Raw genomic sequence first — 19,905 nt, forward strand, 5'->3', positions numbered from 1 at the left:
CTCGGTAAATTCGCTTTACCTTATTCATTTTTTCCACATAAAAAAACATCATTTCAGCCAAAAAATCGTTACAGTTTGTTACATATTGAATTTTTATTCTATTTTGCTGCTTAAAAATAACGAGTCGTTACCAATCACCGTACCGTTAACAATTAATTTACAACACCATCAACCAAAGATAAATTCACTAACCGAGTAACACCTAAGTCGTAGTTATTCTTTAAAAATACAAAATAATAATGATTAACACTAAATTGACCATGGAAGAAATACATGACAATCAACAGAACCACAAAAATAGCGTTAAGCCTATCAAGCTTAGCTATTGCAATCTCAGCCGGAGTACAAGCAGCGCCGCAGGCGCCCGGTTTTGCTGCAGCGATGCAAGCACAAACCTCTCCCCTGCCAAAACGCTACATAGTTAAATTTAAAAATGCCGGTGCGGCAGTGATGTCTGCTGACAATCTGCAAGCGACCAATGATGCTCAAGCAAATGCCCTCTCCACCTCGATGAACTATCAACCACAAGTGGCAGAGATCAGTGCGCAACATAGTGTACTCAATAAAGCTCAAGCAAAAGAAATGAAGCGTATTGGCCGCAGTAACAGTTACTCGGTTAAACTCGATGCCAAGGGTATCAAAGCGCTAAAGTCCCGTGCCGATGTGGAATATGTTGAAGAAGACATGCCGCGTCACTTACTGAGTGAAAGCACGCCTTGGGGCCAAACCTTTGTCGGTGCAACCCAATTAAGCGATAGCCAAGCGGGCAATCGCACGATTTGTATTATCGATTCTGGCTACGACCGTGGTCACAGCGAATTAGGTGGCAACAATGTCACGGGCACCAATAACTCAGGCACTGGCAATTGGTTTGAGCCTGGCAACAACAACGCCCACGGTACCCACGTTGCGGGCACGATTGCGGCGATCGCCAACAATGACGGCGTGATCGGCGTCATGCCGAATCAAAATGCCAATATTCATGTGGTGAAAGTGTTTAACGAATCAGGCTGGGGTTACTCTTCATCCTTAGTGGCCGCGGTAGATACTTGCGTTGCCAACGGCGCTAACGTTGTCACTATGAGTCTAGGCGGTTCGGGGTCAAGCACGACTGAGCGTAACGCTCTGGCTGCCCACTATAATAATGGCGTACTCTTAATTGCCGCTGCGGGTAACGCGGGTGACAGCACTCACAGCTACCCTGCATCCTACGATGGCGTTATGTCTGTCGCCTCAGTGGATAACCATAAAGACCACTCAGCTTTCTCCCAATATACCAACCAAGTGGAAGTCTCTGGCCCAGGTGAAGCGATTCTGTCGACTGTGACCCGTGGTGAAGGCCGTTTGGCAGATATCACTATCGGTGGCCAGTCTTACTTTGATTCAGGTGTAGTACCACATAATCGTCTGATTTCATCGGGCGGCAACTATGTGCCTGCGCCTTACAATGGTACAGCGACGGCCACACTCGCCGAATGTAGCGTCAGCGGTTCGACCTTCAACTGCGGCAACATGACTAACAAAATCTGTTTAGTCGAACGTGTGGGTAATCAAGGCACAAGTTACCCTGAAATCAATGCGGCTAAAGCCTGTAAGAGTGCTGGCGCGAGCGCAGCAATCGTTTACAGTAACGTGGCATTACCTGGCTTACAAAACCCCTTCCTTGTCGATGCAAACAATGAAATCAACATGGTTTCAGTGTCAGTAGATCGCGCAACAGGTTTGGCACTGCGTAATCAACTGGGTGCAACCGTGACGGTTAGCAACCAAGGTAATAAAGATTACGAGTACTACAACGGCACTTCAATGGCAACGCCACACGTATCAGGTGTTGCAACCTTAGTGTGGAGCTATCACCCAGAATGTAGTGCGGCGCAGGTTCGTAACGCATTGAAAATGACTGCAGAAGATCTCGGTACTGCGGGTCGTGACAATTACTATGGTTACGGTTTAGTCAACGCAGTGGCCGCGAAAACCTTCTTAGATGCCTCTTGTGATGGTCCAACCGATCCTGTCGACCCTACACCTACCGACGGTGTGCTGGTTAACGGTGTCGCTAAAACGGGCTTAACTGGCGGCGCGAGTGAAGAATTACACTTCTCCTTTGACGTGCCACAGGGTGCGACAAACTTAGGCTTTGTGATGAACGGCGGCACAGGTGATGCGGACTTGTATGTGCAATATGGTGCAGCACCAACAACCTCGAACTACGATTGCCGTCCTTATAAAGGTGGCAATAGTGAGTCTTGCCCAATCACCAACGTACAATCAGGCACTTACTATGCCATGTTGAAAGGCTATTCAGCCTTCTCTGGTGTATCGTTGACGGCAAGTTACACGGCATCAACTGGCGGTGGTACACCTCCAACGGAACCATCAAGCTATAGCAATACTGATAACTACAATATCCCTGACAACAAAACAGCTGGGATCACTAGCCCTATTACCGTCACTCGCAGCGGTGATTCTGGTACTGTGACTGCGGTAGTGAACATAGTTCACCCTTATATCGGTGACTTAAAAGTGCAGTTAGTCAGCCCAACGGGTCAAATCACCACGCTCCACAGCAATAGCGGTGGCAGTGCTGACAATATCAACAAGAGCTATACCGTTGATATGACTGGTGTTGAATCAAGCGGTGTATGGATGTTAAAAGCCATCGACAGTGCAAGCAGTGATGTAGGCTATATCGATAGCTGGGAACTGAAATTCCAATAATCTTTCACTGAAAAGACCAGAGCCTGCCATTGCAGGCTCTTTTTTTATAGGAAACGTTATTCAATATCTTTGAGAATTTCGGGTTCAACTAACACGCTGTTGTTATTATCCGAAAGCCAGATTTGCCCTTCACTGATAGACACCTGCAGTGCCATAGTGCGGCTGACCAGCGCCTCCATTGCGGATACCGACTCTTCGGTGATATTCCACACCTTAAGATTTTGATAGCGCTCTAATGCTTGCTGATTCTGCTTCCACCAAATAGGCACACTACGACCACCATAGGTGAAGAGTTGTACCGCTTTGGCCCGGCCACTGGCTTTTCTAAGCCATTTTTCATCGGCTTGGCCAAACTCAACCCAAAGGTCAATTTCACCGGATAAGGCCTTGTCCCATAGCTCAGGCTCATCATCGACGCACAGGCCTTTACTAAATGCTAAGGTCGCGCTGGCATTGATAATAAAAGCGAGTAAACGCACCATCATGCGGCCATCGGTTTCCGATGGATGCTGGGCCAGTGTCAATTGATGATCCTGGTAATAACCACGGTCCATATCGGCGATCTGAAGGTTGACCTTAAATACGGTCGCTTTGAGGGCCATAGTAAATCCTAATTAACGATAAAAAATAACGGCGAGTCTACCTAAGACTCGCCGCTAGCTCAAACAAAGTCGATTGAGAACGACTAAATCGCACCGGGACGCAAATGCTTCGCCACCGGGAAGTGCGCCTTTAGCTGATTAATTTTCTGGGTATCTGCAACAATAAGCATTCTTGTACCCAGCTCATATTCATGGCTTATTTCGCTCAGCGCAGGTAATTCAGCACGATTCGCATCCCGGCGCACCAGTTCAGTGAGTGCTGTGCTCAATTTATCCTGACTATAAATCCAATCGAGACGCTGCAATAACGGCATAGCCGCAAGTGGCAATAAATCCACTTGGGTTGAATCCTCCAGCAACAGGATTTCACCGCGACTGACTAGATTATCAAAGGCATTCTGGTAATGATCTAAGGTACAGCTATCGAAACGGTCGCCATTGGTATCGAAAAAACGTTCCCAAAATAGGCGCCGTGTTGCAATAGACTCGAGCCTCTGTTGCACTTCGACACGCCTATCGGCGACAAAGTCGAATAAAGGTGTCAGTGATTGCGGCAGGCTGGCTTCTAAACGTGAGCGGATAGTGCGGGCAAATACTGGCGCAGCCCCCGCGGTGCTGATCGCCACCACTAAACGGCCACGATCGACAATCGAGGGGGTGATAAAGCGGCAAAGGGCCGGATTATCGACCGCATTCACCCAAATCCCCCGCGCGGTGGCTAGGGTCGCCAACTCGGCATTGAGGTCATCGTTTGCCGTGGCGAGATACACCAGATCATAATTTTGAATATCGGCGTGGGCCACTTCCCGCACGGATAACAAAATGCGGCCCGCATCGGCATAATGTTGAACTTGTGCACTCACATGTGGCGCGATCACATGGATATTCGCCTCGGTTCGAGTCAATAGTGCTAACTTACGACTTGCGATATCACCCGCCCCAACGAGCAACACATTGAGATTAACGGTATCGATAAACAGGGGGAAATATTGCATTAATGGGATCCTAAATCCGGCTTGATAAATAACGAACTGGGCTTAGTTATGACTCTCGCTGCGCTCTGAACTGCATTGCCAGCATAACTCAAAATTACCCTCGTTAAGTTCATGGCATTGTACACATTGCCACTGGGGACTGGCCACATCCAATGCACTTAGCTGTGCCTGCGCTTTAGCAAATTGTGATTCACCGACCCATAATTCCACATTGTGCAGATCGGCGGGCAATTCCCCCACACCACCTAATAATGCCTCACCACGTAACTCGACATGAATACCACAGGCTTCTAACAACCCTTTCCATGTATGGGCCTGTAATAAATTACCACCAGCGATTAAACTCTTACGTTCTTCCATGCGACATCCTACGGCTACAACTCTCTAGAATATGGGGGTGCCGACATCCTACTGCTAAATAGCCGAGCCTGTCGAGCGCTGATTTTTAGACCAGTTGTTAATTTAATTAACATTCCACTTTTACAGCATAACTGACTATAACTTTGTGAGTTTGCTAGCAGAATGTTAGATTTAGCTCAAAATGGTGACAAAAAAAAGCCACCTCATCGGTGGCTCTTTAACGCTAATGTCACCGTTAAGGCATCATAGCAGGTTGGTCTGCGCCTTCTTTTTCAATCTCAACTGGCATCATATGTTCACGATTGATACCCAGTTTAATGGCCAGGAAGCTCGCCACATAGATAGAAGAATAAGTACCGACAAAAATCCCCATCAGCAATGCAGTCGCAAAGCCATGGATCATAGTGCCGCCCTTAAGGAACAAGGCGATCACCACCACTAAGGTGGTACCCGTTGTAATAATGGTACGGCTCATGGTTTGAGTAATGGACACGTTAACTACTTCTTCAGGGTCGCTTTTACGCATCTTAAGGAAGTTTTCACGGATACGGTCAAATACCACGATAGTATCGTTGAGTGAGTAACCCACAACCGTCAATAGACCCGCCAGAACGGTCAAGTCGAATTCCAATTGGAATACCGAAAACACGCCCAAAGTCACGATCACGTCGTGGGCCAGTGCCGCCACAGAACCGAATGCTAAACGCCATTCAAAACGGAATGACACGTAGATCATGATACAGATAAGCGCGACCAATACCGCTAAACCGCCCTGCTCTGCCAGCTCTTTACCCACTTGTGGACCAACGAACTCAACACGCTTCTGCTGGACTTGTGGGTCAACTTTCTGTGCGGCTTCCATCACAGATTTAACCTGCACATCACTCTTCACGCCTTCTTTAACGGATAGACGCACTAATACATCACGGCTCGAACCGAAGTTTTGCACCACGGCGCCATCTAACTCTGGCGTCGTCAGTTGCACACGCAGCACATTTAAATCAACCGGCTGAGTGAACTCCATCTCAACGACAGTTCCGCCAGTGAAATCGAGCCCCCAGTTAATGCCTTTAGTCGCCATAGACACCAGCGAACCCAGCACTAACACGGCAGACATGATGCTGATGGGCAGCGCATGGCGGAGGAAGTTAACCGTATTTTTTAAAGATAAAATTTCTAACATTATCGCTTCCCCTTAGATAGACAGCGTCTTCACGCGCTTACCACCCCAAATCGCGTTAACGATTGAGCGAGTACCCACGATGGCGGTAAACATAGACGTTGCAATACCTATCATCAAGGTCACCGCGAAGCCTTTAACTGCCCCAGTACCTACGGCAAACAGAATAAGCGCCGTGAGGAAAGTGGTAATGTTCGCATCGGCGATGGTGGAGAATGCATTACCATAACCTTCATGGATAGCTTGCTGCACACTGCGACCCGCACGTAACTCTTCACGAATACGTTCATAAATCAGCACGTTACCGTCAACCGCCATACCTACAGTCAACACCATACCGGCAATACCGGGCAGGGTTAACACGGCACCAGGGATCATAGACATCACGCCGACCACCATGACTAAGTTTGCAGTCAGTGCGATATTGGCAATAAGGCCAAAACCTCGGTAGTAAACCAGCATAAAGAGTAAGACAACCGCCATACCCCAGATCATCGCTTGCACACCGTTCTCGATGTTTTCAGCACCTAAGCTTGGACCTATGGTACGTTCTTCCACAATCGAAACAGGCGCAATCAGGGCACCAGCACGCAGTAATAGCGCAAGGTTTTGTGCTTCACCGTGGCTTAAGCCGGTGATCACAAAGTTACGGCCTAAACGGGCTTGAATGGTCGCGACAGAAATCACTTCTTGGATTTTCTGCATCTTAACGCTGCCATCGGCATTGCGCTCACCACTGTCTTTATATTCGATAAATAAGGTCGCCATCGGTTTACCGATATTGTCCTTAGTCACGTTAGAGAAAATGGTACCGCCTTTCGCATCGAGGTTAATGCTCACCTGTGGACGGCTATATTGATCAAAGCTAGGTTGCGCACCAGTGATATGGTCACCGGTCAACATCACTTCTTTCTTCAATATCACAGTGCCACCTTCACGGCGTTGGTACACTTCAGAACCAGCAGATACTCGCCCCGATTGCGCCGCATTAGGATCGGCCTTGTCATCCACCATGTGGAATTCAATCGATGCGGTAGCCCCTAAGATCTCCTTAGCACGGGCCGTATCTTGCACACCTGGCAGCTCAACGATAATGCGCTCGGCGCCTTGACGTTGCACTACAGGCTCGGCTACTCCTAACTCGTTAACACGGTTACGGATAGTGGTAATGTTTTGCTGCAGCGCTTCTTCTTTAATCTGCTTAAGATAGGTTTCACTCATCACGGCCTGCAGGGCGAAATCTTCGCCACGGCTCGCATCACTGAATACCATATCGTTGCTGCGGGATTTAAGGAAACGCTCGGCACTCGCTAGACTTTCAGCATCACGGAACTTAACCTCGATACCATTAGCGTTGCTGCGAATACCGGCATAACGAATTTTTTCTTCGCGTAATTGCGCCCGAAAATCGGCAATTTTAGCTTCTTCCATCTTGCGGATGGCTTCGCCCATGTCCACTTCCATCAGGAAATGCACACCGCCGCGAAGGTCGAGGCCGAGTTTCATTGGACTGCCGCCCATGGATTCGAGCCACTTAGGTGTCGCTGGTGCTAAGTTGAGCGCCACGGTAAACTTGTCACCTAAATTTTCGGCAATCACTTCTTTTGCCAGTAATTGTTGATCCGCATTTTGCACACGGACCAACAATTGACCTTTTTCAAGCTCAGAGCGCTTTACCGCAATGCCCTTACTGGCTAACAGCTCGTTCACTCTGGCTTGGGTAGATGCTGTGACTTCAGCACCTCGAGTCGCCACCACTTGCACCGCATGATCTTCACCAAACAGGTTCGGTACGGCATAGAAACAACCTATGGCGATGACGAGCACCACCATAATGTTTTTCCACATTGGGTATTTATTTAACACGCCTGAGCTCCCTTGGCTTACAAAGACTAAATACTGACTTACAGCGACTGAATAGAGCCCTTAGGCAATACAGCTGCAATATAGTCTTTTTTGATCGTGATTTGCGTTGTGTCGTTTAAGCTCAGTAACACGTAATCGCTTTCGTCGCTGATTTTTGCAATCTTGCCTAAAATCCCGCCACTGGTCAGCACTTCATCGCCTTTCCCTAATGATGACATTAGGTTTTTGTGCTCTTTAACGCGTTTTGATTGCGGACGGAAAATCATGAAATAGAAAATCAGGCCGAAAATCGCCAGCATAAAAATCAATTCCATGGTGCCGCCACCCTGGGGTGCTCCAGCTGCGCTTGCATATGCATTTGAAATAAACATAGTTTTCTCTTCTTATTAGCAAAAAATCAATCGACTAACTCTGGTACTTCACGACCTTGACTGGTATAGAAGTCCTTCACAAAGGCGTCTAATGTACCCGTCTCAATCGCACCGCGCAAACCTTCCATTAACATTTGATAGTATCTCAAGTTGTGAATGGTGTTTAAACGCGCACCCAGAATCTCATTACAACGATCTAAATGGTAAAGGTATGCCCGTGAATAGTTTTTACAGGTATAACAATCACACTTAGGATCGAGCGGTGAAGTGTCATCACGGTGCCGCGCATTGCGGATCTTAATCACACCTTCACTGGTAAACAGGTGACCGTTGCGGGCGTTACGGGTTGGCATCACACAGTCAAACATGTCGATACCGCGGCGCACACCCTCAACGAGATCCTCTGGCTTACCGACCCCCATCAGATAGCGAGGCTTGTCCGCAGGAATTTGTGGACAGATATGCTCAAGAATGCGGTGCATATCTTCCTTTGGCTCTCCTACGGCCAAACCACCGACGGCGTAACCGTCGAAACCAATCTCGACTAAGCCTTTTAAGCTTTCGTCGCGTAAATCTTCATACACACCACCCTGGATAATGCCAAATAAAGAATTCGGATTTTCTAGGCGATCAAACTCGTCACGGGAACGTTTAGCCCAGCGCAGCGACATCTGCATGGACTTGCGCGCTTCATCTTCGGTCGCGGGATATGGGGTACATTCATCAAAAATCATCACCACATCACTGCCCAATGCATCTTGAATTTGCATTGATTTTTCAGGATCTAAGAAGATTTTCTCGCCGTTGATCGGTGAACGGAAATGCACACCTTCTTCGGTGATCTTACGAATATCCCCCAAACTGAACACTTGGAAACCACCCGAATCGGTCAGAATAGGGCGCTGCCAGTTCATAAAGTCGTGCAGGTCACCATGCTTGCGCATGATTTCTTCGCCAGGGCGTAACCATAAATGGAAAGTGTTACCGAGTAAAATATCCGCACCAGTGGCACGTACTTCTTCCGGCGTCATCCCTTTAACTGTGCCGTAGGTTCCCACGGGCATAAATGCGGGGGTTTCTACTGTGCCACGGTCAAAAATCAATCGGCCCCGGCGCGCTCGGCCGTCGGTAGTATCTAATTCAAACTTCATATTTCACCTCGCCAGATAAACAGTCTGACTACATTTGTAATGGCTAATGCCATTTTGATTAACAATAGAGATGGGGACAGCGCTAAAAGGTTCAACCTTTAGATATAAAAAATGCCGCACCAACTCAATTTGGGCGGCCATTTTAAAACAAAATCTTGCTCTAGTGAGCTTTTTTCGTCACAAACATAGCATCGCCATAGCTAAAGAAGCGATATTTTTCCGTGATAGCATGTCGATAAGCCGCCATAACATGATCAAAACCCGCAAAGGCACTGACCAGCATGATCAGCGTCGATTCAGGTAGATGAAAGTTAGTCACCATGGCATCGACCACTTGGAATTGGTAACCGGGGTAGATAAAGATATCGGTATCGCCGCTAAAGGCTTTAAGTTCACCTTGGCTTGCGCGGGCCGCACTCTCTAAGGAGCGCACAGAGGTCGTGCCCACGGCCACCACACGTTTGCCCGCCGCTTTGGTTTGGGTGATTAAGTCCACCACATCCTGCGGCACATTGGCCCACTCGGAGTGCATCTTGTGCTCAAGAATGGTATCGACACGCACCGGCTGAAACGTGCCCGCGCCCACATGCAAAGTCACAAAGGCAATATTCACGCCCTTGGCTTTTAATGCTTCGAGCATGGCATCGTCAAAATGTAACCCCGCCGTTGGCGCCGCTACTGCGCCTGGGTTTTGGTTATAGACAGTTTGATAACGCTCTTTATCAGCATCCTCATCGGGGCGGTCGATATAAGGCGGCAGTGGCATATGCCCTACCGCTTCGAGCACTTCTAAAATGGTGAGTTCGGATAACAATACAAGTTCAAACAAGGTATCGTGACGGGCGACCATCTTCATTTGATAGCCACCGTCGAGCAGAATTAACGAATCCACCTTAGGAGATTTAGAGCTGCGAACATGGGCGAGGATACGTTTATCATCGAGCATGCGCTCGACCAAAATTTCCAGCTTGCCGCCACTGGCCTTTTGGCCAAACATCCGCGCAGGGATCACTCGGGTGTTGTTAAACACCATTAAATCGCCGGGATTTATCATTCCCAGCAGATCGGTAAACTGTTTGTCAGCGAGCGCACCAGTATTGCCATCTAAGGTTAACAGACGTGACGCATTACGCTGCGCCATAGGATAACGAGCGATCAGCTCATCGGGAAGATCGAAGGAAAAGTCTGCAACACGCATGGATTGGCCTCTACATAGCTTAGAACGGCGGCTAGTCTATGGTTAGAGGCCAATAAGATCAAGATTACTTGTTATCCAGATGCACTTCTTGCACCGGATCCAATTCATCTAAGTCCGTCAGTTCTAATGTATCGTCGGTATCGAACTTAGGTCGATTACGAGCAAAATCATCCAAACTAAAACGGTGTTGTTCATAGGGGATATCGATAAACACTTTCTTGCGCTTGGAACGCTCGTCTTTACCGAGCATTTTGATGAACCAGTTCCACATCGTCCATGATCCTAAAAGGTTATTGATTTGATACCAGATTAACAAGCCACTCCATTCCAGTGTCCACATTGGAATACTCAGCTATCTGGCTAAAAATGTGCTCGCTAAAAAGAAAAAAGCACGGCATTTTTGCCTGTTGCACTTTCCTAAGCGCGCCTGCACATGATACCGTGAGCAGACGCGATTAACCAAGCACAAAAAATGAACTTTCTTACACACTTACATCTCGCCGATATTAGCAGAACCCATCTCGCCGCTAATCTCGCGGGTAACTATATCACCGCACCGATAGCCAACGCACCCGTGCCATTGCGTCAGGGCTTATGGTTAAACCAAGAAATTAACCAACTCTGCACTACCCATGAGCTGACTCAAGAACTCATGGCACTATTTCCTCCCCAGTTAACAAGCATAGCAGCGGATCTGATGTACGTAAGCTTCGATCATTATTTAGCCTACTACTGGGAAGAATATCATCACCTGCCTCTGCCCGAGTTTAGCCAGAAAGCCTATGAAGAGCTGGCCCAATTTTCCGCACAAACCGATGAATATCATCCACAGCCACTCCTTAGCCTAATTGCCGATATGCGCCGCGAGGATTGGTTAAACGGCTATGCTACACCTAAAGGCATACAACAGGCATTAGCACAAAGGGCAAAGAATCATCCACAAAGCGCCTTGTTTAAAGGGGCGGATAAGATTTTAGCCAAGATGCAGATTGAGACAGAAACTGCATTTCGCACCTTCTATCCTCAATTGATGGCGTATACCCGTATTTGGAGCCGCAAAACTCCGAGTAACTATTTACCAAATGAGTTAGCAGAATAAGTTACCCGACTAATGTACTGAAATAATTTAGCTCAATGCTCTAGCCAAATGACTTAACTCCGTTATCAATCCTTTTTTAAGCTTAAGGGCTTAAACTAACCGCTTTGCGATAACGTATAAAAACCTAGGATAATACTCTAGTGACGCCTGCAAACCCAATGGCCAAGCGATCTCATCCCCAAGGTTGGAGACAAAAGCTTCAAAGCCCTAAATTTTGGCTCAAACAGTTTAGGGATCTCGCCATCATGGCGCTGGTACTCTATGGCGTCAGCCTCTATTTGCAACGGGATATGGTCACAGGTCAAGCCCCAGCACTCAGCGGCATCGCCATTGATGGTAGTCATCTTGCACTCAATACCACCAAGACTGAGCCCACTTTAGTGTATTTCTGGGGAACCTGGTGCCCTGTGTGCCGCGTCACCTCCCCTATGGTTGAGACCATCAGTCAAGATCATCGGGTGATTTCAGTCGCAGCCGCTTCTGGCAGCGATAGCGATATTCAGATCTATATGAACGAACATCAATATCACTTCCCGGTGTTTAACGATGACAGTGGCGAACAAAGTGCCAACTGGGGTGCAATGGCGTTTCCCGCCATTTATATTATCGATACTCAAGGTAACATTCGTTATGTTACCTCTGGAGTCACGTCTACCTGGGGCATGAAATTCAGATTGTGGTTGGCACAGTTTTAATACAACCACGGTATCGCTAGATAGAGAATCTACTGCTTAGTGACTGATATTTTGCTAGTATTAGCGCGCAAAGATGAGGACAAGATGCAGATATTTGATTACCAACCCCCGGCAGTGCCTTGGCTAGACATCCGCTATAAAGATAGAGACCTGGTTATTATCAATAAACCCTCGGGTTTATTGTCTAATCCGGGGATCGCGGCCCACACCTATGATTGCGCATTGACACGCCTACAAACCCTTTATCCAGAAACGATTTTAGTGCATCGGCTCGACTGCGCGACCTCGGGCATTATGGTGTTCGCCCGTAATAAAAAAGCCGAATCCCATTTAAAGACCCAGTTTCAAGATAGGCAGAGCAAGAAAATCTATATTGCCGAAGTGATGGGACATGTGCCGCAGCAACAGGGCATGATTGACCTCGCGATTGCGCCAGACACTGAGCATCCACCCTATCAAAAGACACTGCAGGCGGGAGAAACGGGCGGCAAGAGCGCTATCACCCATTATCGAGTGTTGGAACGCAGGCAAAACAGCACCTTAGTCGAGCTTTCGCCGGAAACAGGCCGCACCCATCAGTTACGTGTGCATATGCTTGCCCTTGGGTATCCTATTTTAGGGGATGAATTTTACGGCAATGCAGAGGTTATCGGCGCTAAGCCACGGTTATGCCTACACGCCCAAGGTTTATGTTTTAGCCATCCCTACTCTGGCAAAGCCATGTGCTTTTACAGCAAACATCCTTTTAGTGAATAAGTCATTGTATAAACCTAAGGGGCCTCGTTAATGCGGCCCCTTGGCGAGCACAGGCTTTAAGCAACGCGCTGATTAAAATCGATGTCAGCCATTACTTTATCGACTTGAAAGTAGCAGCCCTGTTCATTACAAAATTGTAGTTGCAACGAGGGAGTCACCAGAAAGTATTCACCAAAGAAATTGCCGCCCACATCTTCGACTTTGCGACCTTCGGGCAGATCAGTCATACGGACTTCATCTAAACTATGGCAACCATCGCTAAACCAGGTTTCTAAAAAATACGTTCCGTCTTCTTTATATAAAGTGATCTTATCCCCCAATAGAGGACGCTCATCTAACCAACGACCTATAATTTCACGATTTTGCATATCTGTCTCCCGCCAATGAAGGCGACGGCGTTTTTCAATCCCAGACATCCTGATATCCTTATGCAATACCCAATCACCTAAAGTGAAAGTCAGTTGTGGTAGTACATTAAGCATAGAACCCATTTAACGCTTTACTCCCCTGAGCAGCAAATTCCCCTCAACCAACCCAAAATGTAACTTTTTAGTTAATTAAAGTTTGCTAAATATTTAAAATATAAAAGATAAATCCCCTAGGCCAATTAATCGGCAGTGTAGCTCAATCGGAAAATAAAAACGCGATCTTTATCACTATTTACTTATCGCTAAAGTAAAGGCAGCTAAAAGACTTATCTAGCGAGTTGAATAAAAAACCGCTCGGTTTAAACGTCGATACAATGAGAGCGGCAGCCAGACATATCAACTGGAATGTCTGCAAAAGTTCAGTTAATCCCCACTATATAACTAACCGCCCTCATAACATCCTTGTTAACCGTTATGCGTCAAGTTGAAGAACTTGTATGGCACTTAGTCACAAGCGCCAATATATTTTCCATTGCCAACGAGTTTCGACTTGATTTTCATTGACTCTTCCGAGCGTGTCACTTCAAGCTTAGAAGTGGACGTTTTCCCATTGAAATGCATTTCACCCACTGTTTTAGTTGCACCATCAGGGCTAGTGCATGATGTTTCAAACACCATCTTGTTAGCACTGATCCGATTGCTGTTTGTTTGACATTCTTCACCTTCATTTTCTTCAGACTCTAAATTAACTGTAGAGGCGATATCATTTATGCATTCAGTTTCCGTGTAATCAGACCTATTGGCCATGCTCCGCAACATTTTCTCCATTTCAGGAGGTGCGTCTATTTCTACTATTTCGGATTTCCAAGTGGTTTCCCATAAACCCGGTTTGAAGTCATAGTTTTCAGCGTGAAGATGAGTTGATGCCACTATGAGTCCAGTGAACATCACTTTAGTAATTAGGTGGGTCATTTATTATTCCTTTAATTAATGAAAAACAAGCAAGGTTTTAGTGCCTAACGCCCAAATTTAGCACGGAAAGCCGCGCAGCGGGTTGACGTCGCAGCCAGCACTTTTGCTGGCGTTAACATTTTTTAGGGCCGACATCCACTTAATCGTCCGACCCACTATAAACATCTAAATTTAAAACAATTCTACGTTGACCAAGTGCCAGCATGATTTCAGGTGACAAGCTTAAACCATCATTCCAGTTGCCCACAAACAAGCCACAGAACATGTCATCCTTTGGTATGAATATGTTCCACATATTGCCAGCTTTCGCTTTTTAGTTTGGTTTGGTTTGAATATATTGATGAATCCGCAACAAAAACAACTCAACTCATTGTTTTTTTAAGTTTTATATCAAGCTAATAATGTTGTGCGTTTTATACCAAATTGACTTATAGGAGCTTGTTACATCTTTTATTGCCAATTTAAATGGGGTTTCTGATATAACCCATAAGTGACTTACCCCACAAATAAGACCAAGTGATATTTTAATATCCCTACAAAATAAAGCAGGAAGCCTATGCATAATATTCACCGTCGCAATTTCCTTAAAGCCGCTGGTGCCGTCACCGCAGGACTTGTCACCGCCAATATTGCCCTCAATGTCAATGCCAGTAGTGTTGCCCCTAAACCGCAGGCGGGTAAATCTGTTATCGGACTCATAGCACCCAAGATGGACGTGGTTAGAGTCGGCTTTATCGGTGTCGGCGAGCGGGGTTTTAGCCATGTCGAGCAATTCTGTCATTTAGAGGGCGTGGAACTCAAAGCCATTTGTGATACTCACCCTGCGGTGCTGGACAGAGCCGTTAATCATATTCTTAAGCAAAATCGGCCAAAACCGGCTGTCTATACCGGTAACGATCTGAGCTATCGCGAATTATTAAACCGCGATGATATCGATATTGTGATTATTTCAACCCCATGGGAATGGCATGCTCCAATGGCGATAGACGCCATGGAGAGCGGTAAACACGCCTTTGTAGAAGTACCACTGGCACTGACAGTGGAAGAATGCTGGCAAGTTGTCGATACCGCCGAGCGCACCCAGAAAAACTGCATGATGATGGAAAACGTCAACTACGGCCGTGAAGAACTGATGGTACTCAACATGGTACGCCAAGGCGTATTTGGTGAGCTGCTCCACGGAGAAGCCGCTTATATCCATGAATTGCGCTGGCAAATGAAGGAAATAGACCATAAGACAGGTTCATGGCGCACTTACTGGCACACTAAACGCAACGGTAATTTGTATCCGACCCACGGTTTAGGACCCGTCGCCCAGTATATGAACATCAACCGCGGTGACAGATTCGATTACTTAACCTCGATGAGTTCCCCCGCCCTTGGCCGTGCGCTCTATGCTAAACGTGAATTTCCCGCCAATCATGAGCGTAATCAGCTCAAGTACATTAATGGGGATATCAATACCAGTCTGATAAAGACCGTTAAGGGTCGGACCATCATGGTGCAGCATGATACCACCACCCCAAGACCTTACAGTCGTCATAACCTGATCCAAGGCACCAATGGTGTGTTTGCCGGTTTTCCCAATCGTATCGCCATCGAAAATGGTGGCTTTGGAAAAAGCTATCACGAGTGGGATATGGATATGCAAAAGTGGTACGACAAATATGACCATCCACTGTGGCAGCGCATAGGCAAAGAGGCTGAAATCAACGGCGGCCACGGCGGTATGGACTTTGTGATGCTATGGCGCATGATTTATTGTCTACGCAATGGCGAGGCTTTAGATCAGGATGTGTACGATGGTGCGTCTTGGTCCGTGGTGAATATTTTAAGCGAGCAATCGCTGAATAATCGCAGTAATTCAGTCAACTTCCCCGACTTTACCCGCGGCGCTTGGCAACATGCCGCTCCTTTAGGCATAGTTGGCATTCAGTCCTGATATCACAAATGCCACACGGGTACTGGGTTTACCGCGGCATTGGGGCAGAAAGTCACTGAAGGGAATTTCAATACGCTGCCAGTGCAACGCACTCGTGCCATTAACCCCAAAAGCTTGGTGACTCGGTGCAGGCATGGGAGCCTGATAAACCGTGCTCTGCGGAGTATCCACATCCTTTAAATTCACTTTATAGTCTTTAGTTCGGCCACCATCGAGTTCAAGGTAAATCCCGGTGAACGCGCTCACATCCACAGCGTTAAACTCCGCGCGCACCGAGGCAAACCCACCACCATTAGCCAAGGACACATGGCCACTAAAGACACCATAACCTAAGGGGGAAATGGTGAGCTTACTGCGGGATAAACCGCCCATCACAGTGTCGTTAACACCATACCAAGGCTTTGCCGCATCTAACGCGTTAAAATCAAAAAGGATCATAATGACTTCCATAAAAAAGCAGCCACCTAAGTGGCTGCTCCTATGATGCTTTCTGTTTACACTAACAACAGCACACTTTATCCAAGTTTAGCTTTGTTTTCAGCAGCTTCACAAGCGGCGGCGGTAAAAATCACGTCCGTAGAGCTATTCAATGCGGTTTCAGCCGCATCTTGGATAACACCGATAATAAAGCCGACGGCAACCACTTGCATGGCCACATCATTCGAAATACCAAACAGGCTACAGGCCAGCGGGATCAGCAGTAATGAACCACCCGCGACGCCGGACGCACCACAGGCTGAAATGGCTGCAACCACGCTTAATAGTAATGCCGTCAGCAAGTCGACTTGAATACCTAAGGTGTGCGCCGCCGCTAGGGTCAGCACGGTAATAGTGATCGCCGCGCCGCCCATATTGATGGTAGCACCTAAGGGAATGGAAACTGAATAAGTGTCTTCATGCAGCTTTAACTTCTCACACAGCGCCATATTGACCGGGATATTGGCGGCACTCGAGCGGGTAAAAAAGGCCGTTACACCGCTTTCTCGCAGACAACGTAGTACCAACGGATAGGGATTACGTTTGATTTTCACGTACACTATCAGTGGGTTAACTATGAGCGCAATAATCGCCATGGCTCCCAATAATACCGCCAGTAACTGGGCATAACCCGCAATGGCGGCAAAGCCTGTTTCGGCAAATGTCGCCGCCACTAGACCAAAAATACCGATAGGCGCTAAACGAATGATAAAACGTACCATTTGTGAAATACCATGGCTCACATCGGCAAATACTTGCTTGGTCGAATCACTCGCATGGTGCAGTGCGAGTCCTAAACCCACCCCCCATGCCAAAATGCCGATGTAGTTACCCGTCATTAACGCATTCACAGGGTTATCCACCAACTTAAAAAGCAAGGTATTGATCACCTCACCAATGCCCTGTGGTGGACTGGTGCCTTCAACACCCGCCACTAAGACTAAATTGGTGGGGAAAATGCTACTGAGAATAACGGCGGTGAGTGCGGCGGCAAAAGTCCCCAATAAATAGAGCACGACGATTGGACGCATATTGGTTTGCGTATTTTTCTTTTGATTGGCAATGGAAGATGCCACTAGGATGAACACCAGAATAGGTGCTATTGCCTTTAACGCACCCACAAATAAACTGCCTAAAAATGCAACTTGCTTAGCCCAGTCCTGTGAAAAGCTGGCTAAGATAATACCTGCCACTATCCCCACGAGAATTTGCAAAACTAAGCTGCCATTAGCCAACTTAGCTAGAAATGATGATTCTTGTTTCATTACTTAACCTATCGTTATTATATTTCGGTCGAGTGTTCCCAACCCACGCCTTCGGATCTGAGGCCAATAAGGTTTTTATAGGATGTGATGGAACTTGTCTAGTTTTGCAGGAAAATAAGCAAACTTTATCCCCTCATCCCACAAAAAACAGACAAAATAATTTACTTAGACTTTTTTGCCGCCAGATCGGCACCACGCAACATGGCATCGATAAGCTCATGGGCATCAAACTTAGTCAGCGCTTCATTAGCGCCCACTTGATGGGCCTGGCTGACGCTGATCTCACTGGAAAGTGAAGTATGCAGAATAATATAAGCATTCGCCGTTTGCGGATTATCGCGCACTTCAAATGCCAACTCGTAACCATCGAGCCCAGGCATTTCGATATCGCTCACTAAAATATCGATAGGATGATGCTCGGCCGCAGCCTGCTCCATCATGGCCAGAGCCTCTTTACCATCGGCGGTGACAAAGTAAGGAATATTAATGGTATCTAAGGCGTCGGATAACTGCTTACGGGCAACCTTAGAATCATCCACCAGCAGAATATTCATCGGTTTGAGTTTTTCACGTTGCACATCGGTCAAAATCGCGCGATTGGCCTGTGGATTATCGGGGAAGATTTTCGATAGCAATAACTCCACATCGAGTAGTTGCACCAACTGATCCTCAAAACGCGTCACCCCAGTTAAGAAGGCATTTTTGCCTAAGTTGGCAGAAGGCGCTTCAATATCGCGCCAATTACACTCAATGATTTTATCTATGCCACGCACGAGAAAGCCAATAATCATGCGCTGGCAATCGGTAATGATGATATAGCAATGTTCACGCTCCTCATCCGTTATCGGACGATAGCCAATGGCCGCAGCCATATCGATCACGGGAATGGTATGGCCACGGATCGTCGCCGCGCCAAGAATGGTCGGATGGGATTGGGGGATTTTACTCAGCGGTGTATAGGGCACTAATTCACGCACCTTAAGCGTGCCTAAGGCGAAGACCTGTTTCTGTGATAACCGGAATAATAATAGTCCCTGCGACTGACTGGCTTTACTCTTCATAATTAGATAGATAACTCACTAAAACCAACCTACGGATAGCTTAACCTTAACACACTAAAAATTTGATGACTAAGGTCAAACGAATGAAACTATTATGTATGCCTATTAATGAATATGCCTCTTACTGAATAGGTTTGACGCTGAGTCGCCTAAAAAGGTTTAGTCTTGTAATGCGTACAACACATCGAAGGCAAATTGATCCCAACCTTCGGCCGTAAAAGCAATATCACGGATACTGCGCACTTGGCTCACCGCATGCAGTGGCGCGGCACCATTCACCATCAGGTAATAGGCCATAATGAGTCCAGTGCGATCCTTACCCGAGCGGCAATGGATAACGACCGGAATATTCTCCGCCTCACATTGGCGAATAAAACTCAATGCCTTAGGAAGTTGAGCGACACAGATAGTCACATCCCCCTCCTGTGGCGGAACATTTCTCGAGAAAGGAATACACTCATACCTTAGGCCATGGTGCTTAAACGTGCCGGGCTCACACCCTTCCCCACCATTAACCGACAGTACCGCACCAATACCAGCCGACTTCAACTCGGCTAAATCCCAAGGATCTTTATTTGGGCCACTGCGGCCAGCAATCTTACCTTCAACTAACCAAAATAAATGCTGCATACTGCTCCCCCCACCAGTGGGATAACTTGGGGCATAAGAATAAACTAAGCATAGCTCGTGCCCAACGACTTAAGACTTTTTGCCCCAAAATTCAACATTGGCAGTCGGTAACTGTTTACGTTTTTTTTTACCCGTACCTTCGGGCTTAGCGGCGGGTTTGCCTTGCGCTAACAGCTCGGTCGGCATGTCAGCATCGGCC

20 protein-coding genes are annotated in these 19,905 nt (G+C 47.2%); 5 read left to right on the plus strand and 15 right to left on the minus strand.

Annotation, left to right across the window (positions count from 1 at the left end; translation table 11 throughout):
- The first annotated feature begins 273 nt into the window (after window positions 1-273).
- The gene (locus COW15_RS11365; protein WP_293632676.1) at window positions 274-2,718 is read left to right on the plus strand and encodes a S8 family serine peptidase; all 2,445 of its coding nucleotides are present in this window, start codon (window positions 274-276) and stop codon (window positions 2,716-2,718) included.
- Window positions 2,719-2,774: 56 nt separating this feature from the next.
- On the opposite strand, the gene COW15_RS11370 is transcribed toward COW15_RS11365, so the two are convergent.
- The 9 genes from COW15_RS11370 to COW15_RS11410 form a co-directional block, all read right to left on the minus strand.
- Window positions 2,775-3,320 carry a YaeQ family protein gene (locus COW15_RS11370; RefSeq protein ID WP_293632677.1) on the minus strand — a complete coding sequence of 182 codons (546 nt, stop codon included), beginning with the start codon at window positions 3,318-3,320 and terminating at the stop codon, window positions 2,775-2,777.
- 83 nt (window positions 3,321-3,403) lie between these two features.
- Window positions 3,404-4,315, minus strand: coding sequence for a bifunctional precorrin-2 dehydrogenase/sirohydrochlorin ferrochelatase (locus tag COW15_RS11375; RefSeq protein WP_293632678.1), 912 nt, complete (start codon window positions 4,313-4,315; stop codon window positions 3,404-3,406).
- Between the two features lie 42 nt (window positions 4,316-4,357).
- Window positions 4,358-4,675, minus strand: coding sequence for a DUF2007 domain-containing protein (locus COW15_RS11380; protein ID WP_293632679.1), 318 nt, complete (start codon window positions 4,673-4,675; stop codon window positions 4,358-4,360).
- Between the two features lie 235 nt (window positions 4,676-4,910).
- Entirely contained in the window at window positions 4,911-5,858 is a 948-nt protein-coding gene (gene secF / locus COW15_RS11385; RefSeq protein ID WP_293632680.1) for a protein translocase subunit SecF, read from the minus strand.
- Window positions 5,859-5,870: 12 nt separating this feature from the next.
- On the minus strand, window positions 5,871-7,721 hold the full coding sequence (gene secD, locus COW15_RS11390) for a protein translocase subunit SecD (RefSeq protein WP_293632681.1): 1,851 nt from the start codon (window positions 7,719-7,721) through the stop codon (window positions 5,871-5,873).
- A gap of 38 nt (window positions 7,722-7,759) precedes the next feature.
- Window positions 7,760-8,092: a preprotein translocase subunit YajC gene (gene yajC, locus COW15_RS11395; RefSeq protein ID WP_007649452.1), complete on the minus strand. Its 333-nt coding sequence runs from the start codon at window positions 8,090-8,092 to the stop codon at window positions 7,760-7,762.
- A 26-nt stretch (window positions 8,093-8,118) separates the two neighbouring features.
- Window positions 8,119-9,243: a tRNA guanosine(34) transglycosylase Tgt gene (tgt, locus tag COW15_RS11400; RefSeq protein WP_293632682.1), complete on the minus strand. Its 1,125-nt coding sequence runs from the start codon at window positions 9,241-9,243 to the stop codon at window positions 8,119-8,121.
- A 160-nt stretch (window positions 9,244-9,403) separates the two neighbouring features.
- Window positions 9,404-10,441: a tRNA preQ1(34) S-adenosylmethionine ribosyltransferase-isomerase QueA gene (queA, locus tag COW15_RS11405; RefSeq protein WP_293632683.1), complete on the minus strand. Its 1,038-nt coding sequence runs from the start codon at window positions 10,439-10,441 to the stop codon at window positions 9,404-9,406.
- Window positions 10,442-10,505: 64 nt separating this feature from the next.
- Window positions 10,506-10,712, minus strand: a complete 207-nt coding sequence (locus COW15_RS11410; RefSeq protein ID WP_293632684.1) for a hypothetical protein — start codon at window positions 10,710-10,712, stop codon at window positions 10,506-10,508.
- A 201-nt stretch (window positions 10,713-10,913) separates the two neighbouring features.
- Between COW15_RS11410 and COW15_RS11415 the strand changes: the two genes are divergently transcribed.
- The 3 genes from COW15_RS11415 (at window position 10,914) to COW15_RS11425 (ending at window position 12,991) form a co-directional block, all read left to right on the plus strand.
- Complete coding sequence (locus tag COW15_RS11415) at window positions 10,914-11,540, plus strand: acyl carrier protein phosphodiesterase (RefSeq protein ID WP_293632685.1); 627 nt, start codon at window positions 10,914-10,916, stop codon at window positions 11,538-11,540.
- 158 nt (window positions 11,541-11,698) lie between these two features.
- A complete protein-coding gene (locus tag COW15_RS11420; protein WP_293632697.1) occupies window positions 11,699-12,235 on the plus strand; it encodes a protein disulfide oxidoreductase in 537 nt (178 codons plus the stop codon).
- A gap of 84 nt (window positions 12,236-12,319) precedes the next feature.
- The gene (locus COW15_RS11425) at window positions 12,320-12,991 is read left to right on the plus strand and encodes an RluA family pseudouridine synthase (protein WP_293632698.1); all 672 of its coding nucleotides are present in this window, start codon (window positions 12,320-12,322) and stop codon (window positions 12,989-12,991) included.
- A 56-nt stretch (window positions 12,992-13,047) separates the two neighbouring features.
- Here the strand turns inward: COW15_RS11425 and COW15_RS11430 are convergent, their stop codons facing one another.
- Together COW15_RS11430 and COW15_RS11435 are read right to left on the minus strand one after the other, a co-directional pair.
- Window positions 13,048-13,482, minus strand: a complete 435-nt coding sequence (locus COW15_RS11430) for a hypothetical protein (protein WP_293632686.1) — start codon at window positions 13,480-13,482, stop codon at window positions 13,048-13,050.
- A 381-nt stretch (window positions 13,483-13,863) separates the two neighbouring features.
- Window positions 13,864-14,331 carry a DUF3617 domain-containing protein gene (locus tag COW15_RS11435; protein ID WP_293632687.1) on the minus strand — a complete coding sequence of 156 codons (468 nt, stop codon included), beginning with the start codon at window positions 14,329-14,331 and terminating at the stop codon, window positions 13,864-13,866.
- Between the two features lie 556 nt (window positions 14,332-14,887).
- Between COW15_RS11435 and COW15_RS11440 the strand changes: the two genes are divergently transcribed.
- Window positions 14,888-16,273, plus strand: coding sequence for a Gfo/Idh/MocA family oxidoreductase (locus COW15_RS11440; protein WP_293632688.1), 1,386 nt, complete (start codon window positions 14,888-14,890; stop codon window positions 16,271-16,273).
- Here COW15_RS11440 and COW15_RS11445 read toward each other — a convergent pair.
- The 4 genes from COW15_RS11445 to COW15_RS11460 form a co-directional block, all read right to left on the minus strand.
- Entirely contained in the window at window positions 16,247-16,711 is a 465-nt protein-coding gene (locus COW15_RS11445; protein WP_293632689.1) for a CIA30 family protein, read from the minus strand. The genes COW15_RS11440 and COW15_RS11445 overlap by 27 nt on opposite strands.
- 77 nt (window positions 16,712-16,788) lie before the next feature.
- The gene (gene sstT, locus COW15_RS11450) at window positions 16,789-18,015 is read right to left on the minus strand and encodes a serine/threonine transporter SstT (protein ID WP_293632690.1); all 1,227 of its coding nucleotides are present in this window, start codon (window positions 18,013-18,015) and stop codon (window positions 16,789-16,791) included.
- Window positions 18,016-18,176: 161 nt separating this feature from the next.
- Window positions 18,177-19,076, minus strand: coding sequence for a chemotaxis protein CheV (locus tag COW15_RS11455; RefSeq protein ID WP_293632691.1), 900 nt, complete (start codon window positions 19,074-19,076; stop codon window positions 18,177-18,179).
- A 159-nt stretch (window positions 19,077-19,235) separates the two neighbouring features.
- Window positions 19,236-19,706 carry a dual specificity protein phosphatase family protein gene (locus COW15_RS11460; protein WP_293632692.1) on the minus strand — a complete coding sequence of 157 codons (471 nt, stop codon included), beginning with the start codon at window positions 19,704-19,706 and terminating at the stop codon, window positions 19,236-19,238.
- Between the last annotated feature and the right edge of the window lie 199 nt (window positions 19,707-19,905).

It is taken from the genome of Shewanella sp. CG12_big_fil_rev_8_21_14_0_65_47_15, assembly GCF_002783505.1.
Taxonomy (GTDB): Bacteria; Pseudomonadota; Gammaproteobacteria; order Enterobacterales; family Shewanellaceae; genus Shewanella.

Coding starts and splice junctions, on each gene's coding strand:
- COW15_RS11430 (WP_293632686.1), bottom strand. CDS start 13,482: ATGGGTTCTATGCTTAATGTACTACCACAACTGACTTTCACTTTAGGT.
- COW15_RS11370 (WP_293632677.1), bottom strand. CDS start 3,320: ATGGCCCTCAAAGCGACCGTATTTAAGGTCAACCTTCAGATCGCCGAT.
- tgt (WP_293632682.1), bottom strand. CDS start 9,243: ATGAAGTTTGAATTAGATACTACCGACGGCCGAGCGCGCCGGGGCCGA.
- COW15_RS11445 (WP_293632689.1), bottom strand. CDS start 16,711: ATGATCCTTTTTGATTTTAACGCGTTAGATGCGGCAAAGCCTTGGTAT.
- queA (WP_293632683.1), bottom strand. CDS start 10,441: ATGCGTGTTGCAGACTTTTCCTTCGATCTTCCCGATGAGCTGATCGCT.
- COW15_RS11375 (WP_293632678.1), bottom strand. CDS start 4,315: ATGCAATATTTCCCCCTGTTTATCGATACCGTTAATCTCAATGTGTTG.
- COW15_RS11415 (WP_293632685.1), top strand. CDS start 10,914: ATGAACTTTCTTACACACTTACATCTCGCCGATATTAGCAGAACCCAT.
- COW15_RS11420 (WP_293632697.1), top strand. CDS start 11,699: ATGGCCAAGCGATCTCATCCCCAAGGTTGGAGACAAAAGCTTCAAAGC.
- COW15_RS11425 (WP_293632698.1), top strand. CDS start 12,320: ATGCAGATATTTGATTACCAACCCCCGGCAGTGCCTTGGCTAGACATC.
- yajC (WP_007649452.1), bottom strand. CDS start 8,092: ATGTTTATTTCAAATGCATATGCAAGCGCAGCTGGAGCACCCCAGGGT.
- secF (WP_293632680.1), bottom strand. CDS start 5,858: ATGTTAGAAATTTTATCTTTAAAAAATACGGTTAACTTCCTCCGCCAT.
- COW15_RS11435 (WP_293632687.1), bottom strand. CDS start 14,331: ATGACCCACCTAATTACTAAAGTGATGTTCACTGGACTCATAGTGGCA.
- COW15_RS11365 (WP_293632676.1), top strand. CDS start 274: ATGACAATCAACAGAACCACAAAAATAGCGTTAAGCCTATCAAGCTTA.
- sstT (WP_293632690.1), bottom strand. CDS start 18,015: ATGAAACAAGAATCATCATTTCTAGCTAAGTTGGCTAATGGCAGCTTA.
- COW15_RS11460 (WP_293632692.1), bottom strand. CDS start 19,706: ATGCAGCATTTATTTTGGTTAGTTGAAGGTAAGATTGCTGGCCGCAGT.
- COW15_RS11440 (WP_293632688.1), top strand. CDS start 14,888: ATGCATAATATTCACCGTCGCAATTTCCTTAAAGCCGCTGGTGCCGTC.
- COW15_RS11410 (WP_293632684.1), bottom strand. CDS start 10,712: ATGTGGAACTGGTTCATCAAAATGCTCGGTAAAGACGAGCGTTCCAAG.
- COW15_RS11380 (WP_293632679.1), bottom strand. CDS start 4,675: ATGGAAGAACGTAAGAGTTTAATCGCTGGTGGTAATTTATTACAGGCC.
- COW15_RS11455 (WP_293632691.1), bottom strand. CDS start 19,076: ATGAAGAGTAAAGCCAGTCAGTCGCAGGGACTATTATTATTCCGGTTA.